Origin of the sequence: Fodinicurvata halophila (genome assembly GCF_042651425.1) — a bacterium.
GTDB lineage: Bacteria > Pseudomonadota > Alphaproteobacteria > Kiloniellales > DSM-21159 > Fodinicurvata > Fodinicurvata halophila.
This window is the reverse complement of sequence record NZ_JBHSCW010000001.1, coordinates 296,217-311,438: the sequence shown is the minus strand read 5'-3', so window position 1 is coordinate 311,438 and position 15,222 is coordinate 296,217. Positions and strand designations below refer to the sequence as shown.

Sequence of the window (15,222 nt, the reverse complement as noted above, 5' to 3'; positions counted from 1 at the left end):
CCCCCGCCGGATACATGCAAGATGGCGCAGCAGAACCCGCACGTTGATACCGCTCTGATTGGCCCGAGCGCAGCTCAGATCGCAGAGCTCTATGCCCGTTATCTGGGCCAGCCGGACAGCCTTGATGCTGACTGGCGTGATTTTTTCGGCGCGCTCTCCGAGGATGCGCGCAGCCTGCTCGACGGCATGGTCGACCAGGCGGGACCCGCCGCGGCGGCACCGGGGCGGGGTGGCGGTGTCTACTGCGACGATCCGGCGGTGCGTTCCGCGGCGAAGGATTCGATCCGCGCCCTGATGCTGATCCGCGCCTATCGCGTGCGCGGACACCTGGAGGCAAAGCTGGATCCCCTGGGGTTGATGGAGATCGAGCCGCATCCCGAGCTGGATCCCAAGACCTATGGGTTCAGCGAAGCGGACTATGATCGTCCCATCTTCATCGACAACGTGCTGGGCCTGGAGACGGCCAGCGTCCGGGAGATCGTGGAGCGCCTGCGCCGCATCTACTGCGGCTCCATCGGTGTCGAATTCATGCACATACAGGATCCGGACCAGAAGCGCTGGATCCAGGAGCGCATCGAGAGCGCGGAGCTGAACCGCACCGAATTCACGACGCGCGGCCGCCGGGCCATCGTCGAGCGACTGGCCGCCGCCGAGAGTTTCGAGCAATTCCTGAACAAGAAGTACACCGGCACCAAGCGTTTCGGCCTGGATGGCGCCGAGTCCATGATTCCGGCGCTGGAGCAGATCGTGAAACGCGGCGGGCAGCTTGGCCTGAAGGAAGTGGTCCTGGGCATGCCGCATCGCGGCCGCCTCAATGTCCTGGCGAACTTCATGGCCAAGCCGTTCCAGGCGATCTTCCACGAGTTCCAGGGGGGTGCGGCCCATCCCGAGGATGTCGGCGGCTCCGGCGACGTGAAGTACCATCTGGGCACCTCCACAGACCGGGAGTTCGACGGCAATTCGGTTCACCTGTCGCTGACCGCCAATCCGTCTCACCTGGAAGCGGTCAATCCGGTGGTGGCGGGCAAGGTGCGCGCCAAGCAGCAGCAGCACGGCGATACCGATCGCACCGAGGTCATGGCCCTGCTGATGCACGGAGATGCGGCCTTCGCCGGGCAGGGCCTGGTGCCGGAAACGCTGGACCTGTCCGAACTGCGCGGCTACCGCATCGGCGGGACGATCCACTTCATCGTCAACAACCAGATCGGCTTCACCACGAACCCGGTGAACGCGCGGTCCGGTCCCTATTGCTCGGACGTCTCCAAGATCATCCAGGCCCCGGTCTTCCATGTGAACGGTGACGACCCGGAGGCGGTGGTCCACGTCGCGCGCATCGCGACGGAATTCCGCCAGACCTTCAAGAAAGACGTCATCATCGACATGTTCTGCTATCGTCGCTACGGCCACAACGAGGGCGACGAGCCGGCATTCACCCAGCCGATCATGTACAAGACGATCCGCGGCAAGCAGTCCGTTCGGGCACTCTATACCGAGAGGCTGGTCCAGGAGAACGTCCTCTCGCAGGACGAGGGCGAAGCCTTCATGAGCGACTGGTTCAACAAGCTGGATCAGGAGTTCGAGGCGTCCAAGAACTACAAGCCCAACAAGGCTGACTGGCTGGAAGGGGCCTGGAGCGGCTTCAGGGCGGCGCGCGGATACGATCCCCGCCGCGGCGAAACAGCTGTTCCGCGCGAGGACATCGACAAGGTGGGCAGGAAGCTGGTCGAGGCGCCGGACGACTTCAACCTGAACCGAAAGATCGCGCGCCAGCTGGAAGCCAAGAAGAAGGCCCTGGAGAGCGGCGAGAACATCGATTGGGCCACGGCGGAAGCCCTGGCCTTCGGCACGCTGCTGCTGGAGGGCCACCCCGTCCGCATGTCTGGACAGGACAGCAATCGGGGGACCTTCTCGCAGCGCCACGCCTCCTGGGTCGACCAGGAGACCGAGCGGACCTACAAACCCCTGGAGCACCTCGACCCCGAGCAGGCCAAGCTGGAAATCGTGGACAGCCCGCTCAGCGAAATGGGTGTTCTGGGCTTCGAGTACGGCTATTCCCTGGCCGAGCCGCGGGCACTGACCTTGTGGGAGGCGCAGTTCGGCGACTTCGTCAACGGCGCCCAGGTGATCATCGACCAGTTCATCGCTTCGGGCGAGGCCAAGTGGCTGCGCATGTCGGGGCTGGTGATGCTGCTGCCGCACGGTTACGAAGGCCAGGGCCCGGAACACTCCTCGGCACGCCTGGAGCGATTCCTGCAACTCTGCGCCGAGGACAACATGCAGGTCGTCAACTGCACCACGCCGGCGAACTTTTTCCACGCGCTGCGCCGCCAGGTGCACCGGGATTTCCGCAAGCCCCTGGTCGTGATGACGCCGAAATCCCTGCTGCGCCACAAGCGCTGTGTCTCCTCCCTGGACGAGTTCACCGGAAACTCCACCTTCCATCGCGTGCTGCCGGCGCCCGCGCAGCCGAGCAAGCCCAAGGACGCCAAGCAGGTCGTGCTGTGCAGCGGCAAGGTCTATTACGACCTGCTGGAGGAACTGGAAAAGCGCGAGTTGACGGACATCCACCTGATGCGCCTGGAACAGCTCTATCCCTTCCCGGTGGATGGGCTGGCCAAGGAGCTGGAGTCCTACAAGCACTGCGATCTTGTCTGGTGCCAGGAAGAGCCGCGCAACATGGGCGCCTGGTCCTTCGTCGAGAGCCTGATCGAAGAGGTCGCCACGGACATCGGCTTCAAGAATCCACGGCCCCGCTATGCGGGCCGGCGTTCCGCAGCCTCGCCCGCCACCGGCTCGTTCCGGCGGCACGAGAGCGAACAGGCGCAGCTGATCGACGAAGCCCTGACCAAGGGAATTAAGCGGTTTGGCCGCATCGCCACGCGGCGGGCGCTCGAGGAGCAGGAAAACAATCAGAACACCAAGCAGGCGGCCAAGTGAGGGCGAGCCGGTAACATCGATCTCGGGCGGTTGTTGCCGCCTCAACCTTTAAGGGTGGAACGAGGAAAGACATGGCGACCGAAATCAAGGTGCCCACACTGGGGGAATCGGTGACCGAAGCGACGGTTGCCAAATGGCTCAAGAAGGCCGGGGAGGCCGTCGAGGCCGACGAGGCGCTGGTGGAGCTTGAGACCGACAAGGTGACCCTGGAGGTCAATGCGCCGGCGGCCGGGACGCTGAGCGAGATTTCCGTGGAGGAAGGCGGGAACGTCGAGGTTGGCGCTGTCCTGGGGCTGGTTGAAGAAGGCCAGGCGGCGGCTGCCGCGTCCGGCAAGGACAGCGGGAAGAAGCAGGAAAGCCGGCCCGAAACGGAGAAAGCCGAGACCCCTGCCAAAAGTGGCGGGGAAGAGAAGGCGGCATCCGGGAAAGGCAAGGCTGGCTCTACCGGGTCAGACAAGAGCGGGTCCGCTGGTTCGGGCAAGAGCGTCGACGTGGTCGTGCCCACACTGGGGGAATCGGTGACCGAAGCGACGGTTGCCAAATGGCTCAAGAAGGCCGGGGAGGCCGTCGAGGCCGACGAGGCCCTGGTGGAGCTTGAGACCGACAAGGTGACCCTGGAGGTCAATGCGCCGGAGGCCGGAAGCCTGTCGGAGGTCCTGGCCGAGGAAGGCGAAACCGTCGAGGTCGGGGCCGTCCTGGGCAAGGTGGCGGCCGGTGCGGCCGGAGCCGCTCCGGCGCAGGAGAGTGCGGCAGAGGACACGGCGGACAAGGCCGACGCCGACAGTGAAGAGACGGCGCCGCAACCCGCTGCCTCGGAAGACAAGCAGGGTGCCGCTTCGGAAGAGGAAGGCCAGCTGGACCCCACGGCCGTCTCGCGCAGCGGCGAGGGCGGCAAGATCACGGCGGATGACCTGCGCCAGTTCGTGGAATCGGCCTCGCCCAGCGCGGCCAGCCTGTCGCCGGCCGTTGCCAAGCTGATTGAGGAGAATGACCTGGATCCCGCGCGCATCGAGGGCACCGGGCCGCAGGGACGCATCACCAAGGAGGATGTCCAGAACGTCCTGGACGGCAAGACCGAGTTGAAGCCGCGTCCGCAGGTCAGCAGCGGCCAGGCGGCGGCAGCAGCGCCAGCGCCCTCTGCAACGGCGGAAACACCGGCCTCCGAAGGCGGCCCGCGCGAAGAGCGGGAGAAGATGAGCAAGCTGCGCCAGACCATCGCGCGTCGTCTCAAGGAGGCACAGGACACGGCGGCCATGCTGACCACCTTCAACGAGGTGGACATGAGCGAGGTCATGGCCGTGCGCAGCGAATTCAAGGAGGCCTTCGAGAAAAAGCACGGCGTGAAGCTTGGCTTCACCTCCTTCTTCGCCAAGGCGGTGGTCGGGGCCCTCAAGGAGCTGCCGAAGGTCAATGCCCGCATCGACGGTGACGAGATCGTCTACAACAGGTTCTACGACATCGGCATGGCGGTTTCGACGCCCAACGGCCTGATGGTGCCGGTGATCCGGGATTGCGACAAGAAATCCTATGCCGAGATCGAGCAGTCCCTGGGCGATGTGGCCGCCCGGGCCCGCGACGGCAAGTTGGGCATGGATGAGATGCAGGGTGGCAGCTTCACCATCACCAATGGCGGTGTCTTCGGCTCGCTGCTGTCCACGCCCATCCTCAACATGCCCCAGTCGGGCATTCTGGGCCTGCACAAGATCCAGGAGCGGCCCATGGCCGTGAACGGGCAGGTGGAAATTCGCCCGATGATGTATGTCGCCATGTCCTATGACCACAGGATCATCGACGGGCGCGAAGCCGTCACCTTCCTGGTGCGTGTGAAGGAGCAGATGGAGAACCCGCAGCGCATGCTGCTGGACCTCTGACGTGAGCCGCGGGCGGCCAGTATGACGGATGCTCTGGGACTCGCTCGGCAATTGGGACTGTCGGACAAGGCCCTGGTGTCCTTCATGGGTCGGGCCCGCCGCGTTTCCGCTCTCTGTGGAGACGCGGGTAAACTGGCCGCCGGCCTGGCACCACGGGACGGGGCCGATGGCCAGGTTACCGTGTTCATGCCCAACTGTCCGCTGGCGCTGGTCGCGATGCTGGCCGCGCTTTCCGCGGGCTATTCGCCGCGTCTGCTGGACCCGCGCGCGGCCCTGAAGGACCTGCGGCCCCAGTTCGCCGCCATCGAGAACCGGGATCTGGTTCTGACCGTCGATCTCTCCGCCGTACAGGACAGGCTCTTGGCCGTGCTGCCCCAGGACAGTCGTCCGCGGGTGGCCGTGGGCCGGTTCGCAACGCAGATGCCGATGCCGCAGCGCATACTGGCGCCCTATCTGCGCGGCGGCACCTTCTCCCGCTTGCCGCAGCACGAGTCCTTTTTCCGTCTGGAGGGCCTGATGGGAAAGACGTCGGCCACGGCCAGCGCGCTGTCGCGCGAGAGCGATATCGTGGTTTCCTCGGGATCCTGCTCTCTCGCGGCCTTGCTCGAGGAAGCCGGCGAGCAGGCCAGGACCAGGAAGGGCCAGCGCTGGCTGCTGGACCAGCCGCTTGGGCGCCGGGACAGCCTGGTGGCCAGCCTGGCGGCCATGAGAAAAGGTGCGGAACTCATTCTGGCTCCGCGCCTTGACGAGGAGTCCCTGAAAAAGACAATGGCTTCAACGAAGGCCGACCTGCGGGCGCCCGGCACGCGGGGCTGAATCGCGCCCCAGGCCGGCCCCGAGATCGCTGGTCACTTCATCGTGGGCATGACGAATTCCGCACCGCTGCGCACGCCCTTCGGCCAGCGCGAGGTGACCGTCTTCATCCGGGTGTAGAAGCGGATGCCTTCCGGCCCGTGGGCATAGTGATCGCCGAACAGAGAGCGCTTCCAACCGCCGAAGCTGTAGAAGGCCATGGGCACAGGGATCGGCACGTTGACGCCGACCATGCCGATCTGGGCACGGTTGGCGAAGTTGCGTGCGGCATCGCCATCGTGTGTGAAGATGGCCGTGCCGTTGCCGTACTCGTGCTCGTTCACCAGCTTCAGGGCTTCCTCGTAGTCGTTGGCGCGGACCACGGAGAGCACGGGACCGAAGATCTCCTCGTTGTAGATGCGCATGTCCGACTTAACGTGGTCGAACAGCGTGCCGCCCACGAAATAGCCGTTCTCGTAGCCCTGCAGATTCAGCTCGCGGCCGTCCACCACCAGTTCAGCGCCTTCCTCGACGCCGATGTCGATGTAGTTGCGCACCCGGTCATAGGCCTGCTTCGTCACCAGCGGACCCATGTCGGCCTCGGGATCGTCGTAGGGGCCGACCTTCAGGTTGCGCACCTGCGGTGCCAGGTGCTTGACCAGCTCGTCACCGGCCTTGCCCACGGCAACGGCCACCGACACTGCCATGCAGCGTTCGCCGGCCGAGCCGTAGCCGGCCCCCATCAGGGCATTGGCCGCCTGGTCCATGTCGGCGTCGGGCATGACGACCATGTGGTTCTTGGCACCGCCGAGCGCCTGGACCCGCTTATTGTGCGCGGTGCCGGTGTGATAGACATATTCCGCAATTCCTGTGGAGCCCACGAAGCTGACGGCCTGGATGTCCGGATGGGTCAGCAGGGTGTCCACGGCTTCCTTGTCGCCGTTGACGACATTCAGCACGCCGTCCGGCAGGCCGGCCTCCTTGGCCAGCTCGGCCAGGAACAGCGGGGCCGAGGGATCGCGCTCGGACGGCTTGAGGATAAAGGTGTTGCCGCAGGCGATCGCCACCGGGAACATCCACATGGGCACCATGGCCGGGAAGTTGAACGGGGTGATGCCGGCCACCACACCCAGGGGCTGGCGCACCGAGTGGGAGTCGACGTTGGTGCCCACGTTCTCGGAGAATTCGCCCTTCAACAGGTGCGGTGCGCCGCAGACAAATTCCACCACCTCGATGCCGCGGGTCACCTCGCCGGCAGCGTCGGCCAGGACCTTGCCGTGCTCGCGGGAGATCAGTTCCGCGATCTTCTGTTTGTTGGCTTCCAGAAGCTCGCGGTACTTGAAGAAGACACGGGCGCGGTTGAGCGGTGTCGTGGCCGCCCAGTCCGGAAAGGCGTCCGCCGCATTGCGTACCGCCTGGTCCACCTCTCCGGCGGAGGCGAGGGAAAGCTTGGCCGTCACGTCCCCGGTGGCCGGGTTGAAGACGTCACTGGTGCGTCCGCTGGTTCCCTTGACCACCTGTCCGCCTATGAAATGGTGCAGTTCCTGTGTCATCCTCTACCTCTGTCGGTTGGCTCGCAGTTTTTGGGACTCAAGTTCGGCGCCAGCTTAGGGAAGGAAAGGAACAATTGAAAGAGTAAGACGTAATTTTCAGTGAGCCGGAGGCGCCTGTCTCGTGCGGGCGGTTTCGCTCACGCCTGCTCGCGAGCTTTACCTTTTCTTTATCCGAGCTCCTCAATCTGGCATTACAGCACAACAGCGCAACTTCAGGCCGAATGGCCTGGTTCTCCCATCACGCCGGAACCCCCTCATGTCCGAGACCGATCTGAAAGAACGTCTGGAACAGGAATTGGACAGACTGCGGGAAAGGCAGGAGCTGGTGACCTATCGCGATCTGGCCGTGCGCCTGGACATGGCGGGTCCACACAAGATCCATCGGCTGACGGAGTTGCTGGAGGAAACCATGCGCGAGGACCATGCGGCGGGACGTCCTCTGCGGGCGGCGTCTGTGGTCAGCCGCACGAGTGGGAATCTGCCGCAGCGCGGCTTTTTTCAGTTGCTCCGCGAGCTGGGACACTATAACGGCTCGGATGCCGGCGCGGATGCTCAGGCTGTGCATCGGAACGAATTGGAACGTCTCTGGGCTGCCGGTTCGTCCGGGCAACAGGGCACGAGAGGATAACGGCAGTCTATGCGATCAGGCGCAAGATCAAGAACACCGGAACTTCTCGAGGCTGGCCTGTCCCGGCGCAGCGAGGCCAACTGGTTTGCCCTGGAACTGAGCGGCGCCTGGATTACCGAGACGGTGGCGGCGCGCGAGAAGGACATGGCGTCCCTGGGAACGTCCAACGACATCCGCACGTCCCAGCAGGTGGTGCTCGATCTCTCGGACGTCGAGGCCCTGGATACGGCCGGTGCCTGGATCGTGCAGCGCACGGCCAATCGGCTGCGCGACCGCGGCTTCCAGGTCGAGATCGCAGGGGTCGAAGGCGCGCGCGAGGACCTGATGAAAGCGGTTTCCGAGGCGCACGAGCCGGAACGGCCGGCCGGTGCGACGGGCGGTGCCGTGGGCCTGGTCGAGCGCCTTGGAGAAAGCACCGTTGCGCTGGGTCGCGATGCGCGTGACCTGTTGTCCTTCCTGGGGCTCTGCATCATCGCCACCGGACGGGCCCTGATTCATCCCAAGCGGCTGCGCATCGTCTCCCTGGTCAACCAGATCGACCAGACCGGCTTTCGCGCCCTGCCGATCGTCGGCCTGCTGGCCTTCCTGATCGGCGTGGTGGTGTCCTATCAGGGGGCGGGGCAGTTGGCCCGCTTCGGCGCACAGATCTTTACCGTCAACCTGCTGGGCGTTTCCGTCCTGCGCGAGATGGGCATCCTGATCACGGCCATCATCGTGGCCGGTCGCTCGGGCAGCGCCTTCACCGCCCAGATCGGCACCATGAAGGTGAACCAGGAGGTCGACGCCATGCGCACCATCGGACTGGATCCGGTGGAGATCCTGGTCCTGCCGCGTATCCTCGCCCTGGTCCTGGTCCTGCCGCTGCTGACCGTCTACGCGGATTTCATGGCCCTGTTGGGGGGAGCCGTGATGGCGATGGTCCAGCTGGACATCGATTTCAGCCGCTTCATTTCCCAACTGCATGATGCCGTCAGCGTCTGGTCCTTCTGGGTCGGCCTCTTCAAGGCCCCGGTCTTTGCCTTCATCATTGCGCTGGTCGGCTGTTTCGAAGGGCTGCGGGTTGGCGGCGATGCCGAGTCCGTCGGGCGCCAGACCACGCGGGCGGTGGTGGAAGCCATCTTCCTGGTGATCGTCCTGGATGCCTTCTTCTCGATTTTCTTCACTCTTCTGGGGGTCTGACTCGCATGTCGGAACTCGCCATACGCGTGGACGGGCTGGAGACCCGGTTCGGGTCCAACGTCATCCACGAGAACCTGAACCTCGAGGTCTATCGCGGCGAGGTCATGGGGATTGTCGGCGGCTCGGGAACGGGCAAGTCCGTCCTGCTGAACACCATCGTCGGCCTGCGCCAGCCCAATGCCGGCCGCATCGAGGTGCTGGGCCAGGGCACGGCGCACGCGGATGCGAAGAGCCGCGCGGCCTTGCGCCGGCGCTGGGGCGTTCTCTTCCAGGATGGTGCCCTCTTCTCGTCCTTGACGGTGCTGCAGAACATCGAGGTGCCACTCCGTTTCCACACCCGCATCTCTGCGGCGCTGCGCCGCGAGCTGGCGGCCGTGAAGCTGTCGCTCGCCGGGCTGTCACCGGATGCCGGGCCGAAATACCCCGGCGAGCTTTCGGGCGGCATGCGCAAGCGTGCCGGCCTGGCGCGGGCGCTGGCCCTGGATCCGGATATTCTCTTTCTGGACGAGCCGACGGCGGGTCTCGATCCGATCGGGGCCGCCGGCTTCGACGAGCTGATCAAGGATCTGCGCGCCTCGCTCGGCTTGACGGTCGTGATGGTGACGCACGACCTGGACAGTCTTTATGCTGTCTGCGACCGGGTTGCAGTGCTTGTTGACCGGCGTGTAAAAGTCGGAACCATAAGTGAACTGGTGAATGAGCCCGACCCTTGGATTCACGAATACTTCGACGGCCCGCGCGGGCGGCAGGCCGGCCAGGCTCATGGCGCGGCATAGCAGAACAGCGGCGCAGGGCAACGGAAGGCAGGAACGCGAATAACGCATGGAAACCAAGGCAAACTACCTGACGGTCGGCATCTTCGTCCTGCTGCTCTTTCTCGGCGGCCTGGGGTTTGCCCTGTGGCTAGCCGAATCCAACTGGGACAAGCAGTTCGAAAAATACCTGCTGGTCTTTGACGGATCGGTAACGGGCCTCAGTCGGGACAGTTCGGTCCGCTACAACGGTGTGCGCGTCGGCAAGGTCAATTCCATCCAGCTCGACCACCAGGACCCGGCCGAGGTGCGTGTCGTCATCCAGGTCCAGGAAGGGACCCCCGTGAGGAGCGATACCGTGGGCTCCCTGGCCTTCGAGGGACTGACAGGGGGACGTTTCATCGAGTTGACCGTGGGCTCCAAATCCTCGGAGGCGCCCGTGCGGCAATCCGGGGACCGTTACCCGCGCCTGAAAACCAAGGCCTCCTCCCTGGACCAGATCCTGGAGGGGGCGCCGGACATCATGTCGGCGGTCAGCAAGATCCTTGGCCAGGCCGAGAAGGTCTTCAGCGACAAGAACGCCAAGAACATCGCCTTCCTGCTGGAGGAAGCCGCGTATGCCGCCGGCAACGTACGTGACGCCAGCGCGGAATTCGCGGATCTGGCCCGGGACCTGCGCACGGAAACCGGCAACCTGACGCAGCAGGCTAACAAGACCCTGCTTGCCATCGAAGCTTTTGCAAACTCGGCCGAGGGCACCAGCGATTCCATGGGTCCCATGGTCCAGGATTTCAGGCAGACGTCGCAGTCCGTCACCGATGTGGCCGGGCGTCTGGACCGGATGATCGAGCAGAACAGCGGGCCCCTCAACGAGTTCACCTCCTCGGGGCTCGTGGAACTCTCCTCCCTGCTGGCCGAACTGCGCAATCTGACCCGGAATCTCAACCAGACGGTTACGCGCATCGAGCGGGATCCCGCGCAGTTCCTGCTGGGGGATCCACAGTCCGGTTACGAACCCGGCGACGACAGGCAACAGGGAGGATCAGGGCAGTGAATTGGGGTTACTACTCGCGTCGAGGCCTGCTGGGCGCCGGCCTGCTGGGCGGCGCCGGGCTGCTGGCGGGCTGCGGCTCGCTGATCCAGAGTGTCGAACGCGACGCGCCGCGGCTCTATCGATTGAGCCCGGAGGTGAAACTGCCATCGGATCTGCCGAGGGTGGATTGGCACCTGGTGGTTGCTGATGTCGAATCAAGCTCGGCTCTGGACAGCCTGCGCATCCAGCTGCTGCAGTCTCCCCTGCAGGTGGAGTACTTTGCTCGCGCCAACTGGACCAGCCGCCTGCCGGAGATGATCGCCAAGCAGATGCTGATCGCCTTTGAGAACTCGGGGAAGGTCCTGAATGTCGGACGCGAGAGCATGGTGGGGAGCCCGGACTATCGATTGAGAACAGAAGTTCGGGATTTTCAGGCGGAATACTTCGATGGCGCACCTCCGGTCATCCACGTGAATTTGGCCCAGCGCCTGATCGACCTGCGCGGCAACAGCGTTGTGGCCGTGAAGCAGTTTCAGGCCCGCGAAGAGGCCGACCGTGACAGCATGGACGAGATCGTTCGTACCTTCGACCGGGCCTTCGGCAAGGTCCTGGGCGAGATTGTGGCCTGGACCCTGCGCAATGGCGAGACAGCCTACCGCTCCGCAGCCAGCTCGCAGAACTCCTGAAGATCGGCGAAGAGCTCGGGATCGCTGACCAGGCGCGGGACCTTGTTCTGACCGCCCAGCCGGCCGCGTTTCTTCATCCAGGCGGCAAAGGTTCCCGGCGGCACCGGGCGGACTTCCGGAGCGCCCATGCCGGTGCCGCCGGCACGGTGGGCCGCATAGTCGTCATTCTCTTCCTTCAGCAGCCTGTCCAGTTCCTCGCCGAAGCGTTGGGCCTGTGCCTCCTCGGGCAGCCGCTCGAACTCGATGTAGATGCGGTGATGACCCTTGTCGCGGTTCTCGTCGGGGAAGATGGCACCCAGCGAATAGTCGCTCACCCCCAGACCGGCCGAATTCGCAGCTCCGGCCACTGCGTTCTCGACCTCTTCGGCGATCAGGTGTTCGCCGAAGGCCGACAGGCTGTAGGCCGTGCGGCCGGTGACGAAGAGGCGGGGAGGATCCAGGGAAGCGAAGCGGACCGTATCGCCGATCAGGTAGGCCCAGGCGCCGGCGCAGCTGCTGACCGCAATGGCGTAGTTGACGCCGGTCTCGACGTTGCCGATCCAGTGACGGGTTGGACTGTCGCTGTCCAGCTCCTCTACGGGTACGAATTCGTAGAACACATCGTGGTCGAGGTTCAGGCGCAGTCCGTCGTACGGACCGGCATCGGCTGCCGCGATGAAAGCCTCGCTGGCCGGATAGACCTCGCGGAACGACGCCGGCGTGTCGGCCAGCAGGCGTTCGAAGCGCGCCCGGTAGGGCTCGAAATTGACGCCGCCATGGGCGAGCAGCTCCAGGTTGGGATAGGGCGTCTTGCCGTCGTTCAGTTCACGCGCGCGTTCCAGCAGGATTAGCAGCCAGCTGGGCGTGCCGCTGAGGCTGCGGATATCGGCCTCCAGGGAGGCCTTCGCCGTGCGTTCCAGCTTCTCCTCCCAGTCCGAGAGCAGGGCAAGCTGCTTGTCGGGGAAGGCGAAGAGGTTGCCCCACCAGGGCATGGCGCCGGTGATGATGCCGCTGATGTCCCCGCTGTAGACCCCCGGTGCCTCTTCTTCCAGGGCGGTGCTGCCGCCCAGCATGAAGCTCTTGCCGGCGAACAGACGGCTCTCCGGATGGGCCTGCAGGTGCCAGGTGATGACGTCGAGGCCGGCCTTGCGGTTGCTGGCCAGCATCCTGTCGGTCACCGGGATGTACTTGGTCTTGCCGCTGGTGGTGCCTGAGGTGACGGCGAACCAGGGGATGCGGCCGGGCCAGCTGACATCGTCGAGCAGCGGGAAGGCGTCCTTCCAGTAGGCCTCCCAGAAATCCTCGTAGTGGCGCAGGGGAACCGCGGCCTGGAAATCCTGCACGGTCCTGATGCCGGCAAAGCCGTGGTCCCGGCCGAAGCGGGTATTGCCGGCCTGGTGCAGCAGTCGCCTGAGGATGGCTTCCTGGCTTTCCTGCGGGTTCAGTTCAGCCAGGCGTCGCCGGCGCAGGCGGGAGTAGAGGCGGAGGAACGGCGTGGCATCCATGATTGCGTCAGCCTATCACAGGTCTGGCCGTCCCTTCATCCACTGCCGCCCCGCAGCTTCATGAGCCGGGGGAACTCCTCAACGATGCGCTCCTGGGTCAGCGGCATTTGAATGTATTCGCCCTGTCGCCACAGGGGCACCTGGTCCATGAAATTGGCACTGCCCAGCCAGCCGTCCTGGCCGCCGAACAGCACGAAATAGTTGGCATCGGGATCCGAGAGGTCCGATAGATGGCGGGCCTGGGATCCGTAACGCGCGGCATGGCGCTCATTGACCAGCCCATGCGCCGTCTTCATCACCGTCTCCCGCGATCCGCCGACCGGATAGTTGCCGTATTCGAAGAAGCTGCCGATGACCGGCAGGTTGGCCAGGCTGTGCGCGGCGCTCAAGCGGTGCATGTCCCCCCAGGCGGGATAGTCCTCTGCGTCCTTCCTGGCAGCTTCGAGACTTTCGGAGAGCGCGCTTCTGCGGCTTTCCGGTGTCATCTGCGCCAACTCCCCCTCTAGATAGCTCAGGATGTAATTCCATTCGTTGACGGCGCTGGCCAGTTCGCTGCTGCTTTCCACGCCCTGGGTGCGTGGCCAGAGATGATAGAGCAGGGTCTCGAAAACCACGGGCGCACGCGCGTCCGCTGCATAGTCGCCGTTCCAGTCCTCGAGCGGGGCCAGGAAGTCGGCATGATCCGCGTGGAGCTCTGCCTCCCGGATCGCCTGGAGCAGGACAGCGGACAGCCGCTCCGCCCCGAACGAGCGGGTGTCGCGTTGCAGTTCGGCCAGATCGTCGAGCGTGATGTTCCGGCGATCGGCCACGAAATCTTCCAGGCGGCGCACGCGCTCGTCCGGGCTGTAGAAATAGCCCATCCCGGGTCCTGCGTCGGTGGGCCTGTTGTTGGCGGAGGCGAGGAACCCCTGCTCGGGGTTCAGGATGTAGGGCAGGTCAGAGGTGCGATGGAAGCCCTGCCAGCGGTTCTCGGGGTCCGCCGGGTCGAGAACCAGATCGTCGGGCGGAAACTCCTCCCGGATCGGCTGGAAGGTGGCCATGATGTGGCCGATGTTCCCCTGCCTGTCCGCGATCAGCATGTTCTGGGGCGAGAGCGCGAAGCTTTCCAATGCGTTGCGGAATTCCTCGGGGGTCGAGGCCCGGTTGGCGCGCAGCAGGGCCGTTATCTCGTCGCTGGGCTCGTGTCCCACCCAGCGCAATGCCAGGGTCTCGTCGGCGCCGTTGGGCACGATATCCGCATCGGTGATGATGGGGCCATAGGGCGTGCGGCGGACCTGGCGTGTCTCGTCGAACCAGAAGCGCACGGAGATGTCCGTCTCGCTGACCTGGATCTCGTCCTCGGGTAGGTCCGACACATCGTAGAGGTCACTGCTGGCCGCGCGCATGTGCGTGCCGCCCCAGGCCAGGTCGGGATTGCGGCCCACGGCCACGAAGGGCAGGCCGGGCACCATGAAGCCGACACTCTGATGAGTCGGTGATTTCAGGCCTGCCAGGATCCAGAGGTTGGGCAGGTTGAGCCCCAGGTGCGGATCGCTGGCGATCAGGGCACCGCCGCTGGCGCTGCGTTCGGGCGAGACGACCACCGTGTTGCTGCCCGAGCGGCTGTGCCCCGCCAGGAAGTCGGACAGTGCCTGCTGCTGCTCGCTGCCCCGGAAGCTGACGGTGCCGTTCTGTCCGGCCTCCAGCGCACGCTGCCAGAGCCGCTGGAACTCCGGGTCGCCGCGTTCCTCCAGCAGGGAGAAATAGACCAGCCAGTTGACGTCCGTGCCGGCCAGGCGACCGATGCGCAGGATGTCGTGGATGGTCCAGGGCTCGCTTTGCAGGCCGGCCAGGCCATACTCCGGCGGATCTTTCTGCCGCTGCTGCTGATAGTGGTTCAAACCGTCGACGAAGGCCTGGACCCAGCGTCGCGTCTCGTCCGGCATATTAGCCTCGATTTCTTCGACCGCATGGCCAAAGTCCAGGATACGCAGGGCATGATCGATGTCCGTCGCCGGCGGACCGGCGATTTCCGCCAGGCGGCCGCTGGACACGTGGCGCAGAAGGGTCAGCTGGGCGCCGCGCAGATGGGCATGCACCAGCCCCAGGGTGAAGGCCAGGTCGTGATCGTTTTCGGCCTCGATGTAAGGCACCTGATAGTCGTTCCAGCGCAGGCTGACTTCGGACTCCAGGGGAAGATCCTCGCTCGGGAAGACGGAAAGCCGTTCCTCGGTCTCCCGGTCATCGGGCCAGAGAGCGCTGCAGCCGCCGGTCAGAAGCAGGACCAGCAGGATCGCGAAGGACTTTGCAACGACTATCATGGAGGGT

11 protein-coding genes are annotated in these 15,222 nt (G+C 64.9%); 8 read left to right on the top strand and 3 right to left on the bottom strand.

Going from position 1 to position 15,222, the window contains the following annotated elements:
* The first annotated feature begins 21 nt into the window (after positions 1 to 21).
* The 3 genes from ACFOW6_RS01485 (at position 22) to ACFOW6_RS01475 (ending at position 5,624) form a co-directional block, all read left to right on the top strand.
* Positions 22 to 2,937 carry a 2-oxoglutarate dehydrogenase E1 component gene (locus ACFOW6_RS01485; RefSeq protein ID WP_382420425.1) on the top strand — a complete coding sequence of 972 codons (2,916 nt, stop codon included), beginning with the start codon at positions 22 to 24 and terminating at the stop codon, positions 2,935 to 2,937.
* Between the two features lie 71 nt (positions 2,938 to 3,008).
* Positions 3,009 to 4,808 (top strand): 2-oxoglutarate dehydrogenase complex dihydrolipoyllysine-residue succinyltransferase, encoded by a 1,800-nt coding sequence (gene odhB, locus ACFOW6_RS01480; RefSeq protein ID WP_382420423.1) that lies wholly within the window; start codon positions 3,009 to 3,011, stop codon positions 4,806 to 4,808.
* Positions 4,809 to 4,829: 21 nt separating this feature from the next.
* The gene (locus ACFOW6_RS01475) at positions 4,830 to 5,624 is read left to right on the top strand and encodes a hypothetical protein (RefSeq protein ID WP_382420421.1); all 795 of its coding nucleotides are present in this window, start codon (positions 4,830 to 4,832) and stop codon (positions 5,622 to 5,624) included.
* A gap of 32 nt (positions 5,625 to 5,656) precedes the next feature.
* Here the strand turns inward: ACFOW6_RS01475 and ACFOW6_RS01470 are convergent, their stop codons facing one another.
* Entirely contained in the window at positions 5,657 to 7,153 is a 1,497-nt protein-coding gene (locus ACFOW6_RS01470; RefSeq protein ID WP_382420419.1) for a CoA-acylating methylmalonate-semialdehyde dehydrogenase, read from the bottom strand.
* Positions 7,154 to 7,409: 256 nt separating this feature from the next.
* Here ACFOW6_RS01470 and ACFOW6_RS01465 point away from each other — a divergent pair, with 256 nt between their 5' ends.
* From ACFOW6_RS01465 to ACFOW6_RS01445, 5 genes are read left to right on the top strand one after another with little or no spacing between them, the layout of a single operon-like run.
* Positions 7,410 to 7,781 (top strand): hypothetical protein, encoded by a 372-nt coding sequence (locus ACFOW6_RS01465; protein WP_382420417.1) that lies wholly within the window; start codon positions 7,410 to 7,412, stop codon positions 7,779 to 7,781.
* Between the two features lie 9 nt (positions 7,782 to 7,790).
* Positions 7,791 to 8,960 (top strand): ABC transporter permease, encoded by a 1,170-nt coding sequence (locus ACFOW6_RS01460; protein ID WP_382420415.1) that lies wholly within the window; start codon positions 7,791 to 7,793, stop codon positions 8,958 to 8,960.
* Positions 8,961 to 8,965: 5 nt separating this feature from the next.
* Complete coding sequence (locus ACFOW6_RS01455; protein WP_382420413.1) at positions 8,966 to 9,736, top strand: ABC transporter ATP-binding protein; 771 nt, start codon at positions 8,966 to 8,968, stop codon at positions 9,734 to 9,736.
* Positions 9,737 to 9,782: 46 nt separating this feature from the next.
* Positions 9,783 to 10,766 (top strand): MlaD family protein, encoded by a 984-nt coding sequence (locus ACFOW6_RS01450; protein ID WP_382420411.1) that lies wholly within the window; start codon positions 9,783 to 9,785, stop codon positions 10,764 to 10,766.
* Complete coding sequence (locus tag ACFOW6_RS01445) at positions 10,763 to 11,431, top strand: ABC-type transport auxiliary lipoprotein family protein (RefSeq protein ID WP_382420409.1); 669 nt, start codon at positions 10,763 to 10,765, stop codon at positions 11,429 to 11,431. Before ACFOW6_RS01450 ends, ACFOW6_RS01445 begins: the two co-directional genes overlap by 4 nt.
* Here the strand turns inward: ACFOW6_RS01445 and ACFOW6_RS01440 are convergent.
* Positions 11,398 to 12,915 carry a GH3 auxin-responsive promoter family protein gene (locus tag ACFOW6_RS01440; protein ID WP_382420407.1) on the bottom strand — a complete coding sequence of 506 codons (1,518 nt, stop codon included), beginning with the start codon at positions 12,913 to 12,915 and terminating at the stop codon, positions 11,398 to 11,400. The genes ACFOW6_RS01445 and ACFOW6_RS01440 overlap by 34 nt on opposite strands.
* A gap of 35 nt (positions 12,916 to 12,950) precedes the next feature.
* Positions 12,951 to 15,215 (bottom strand): penicillin acylase family protein, encoded by a 2,265-nt coding sequence (locus ACFOW6_RS01435; protein WP_382420405.1) that lies wholly within the window; start codon positions 15,213 to 15,215, stop codon positions 12,951 to 12,953.
* Positions 15,216 to 15,222: the final 7 nt, after the last annotated feature.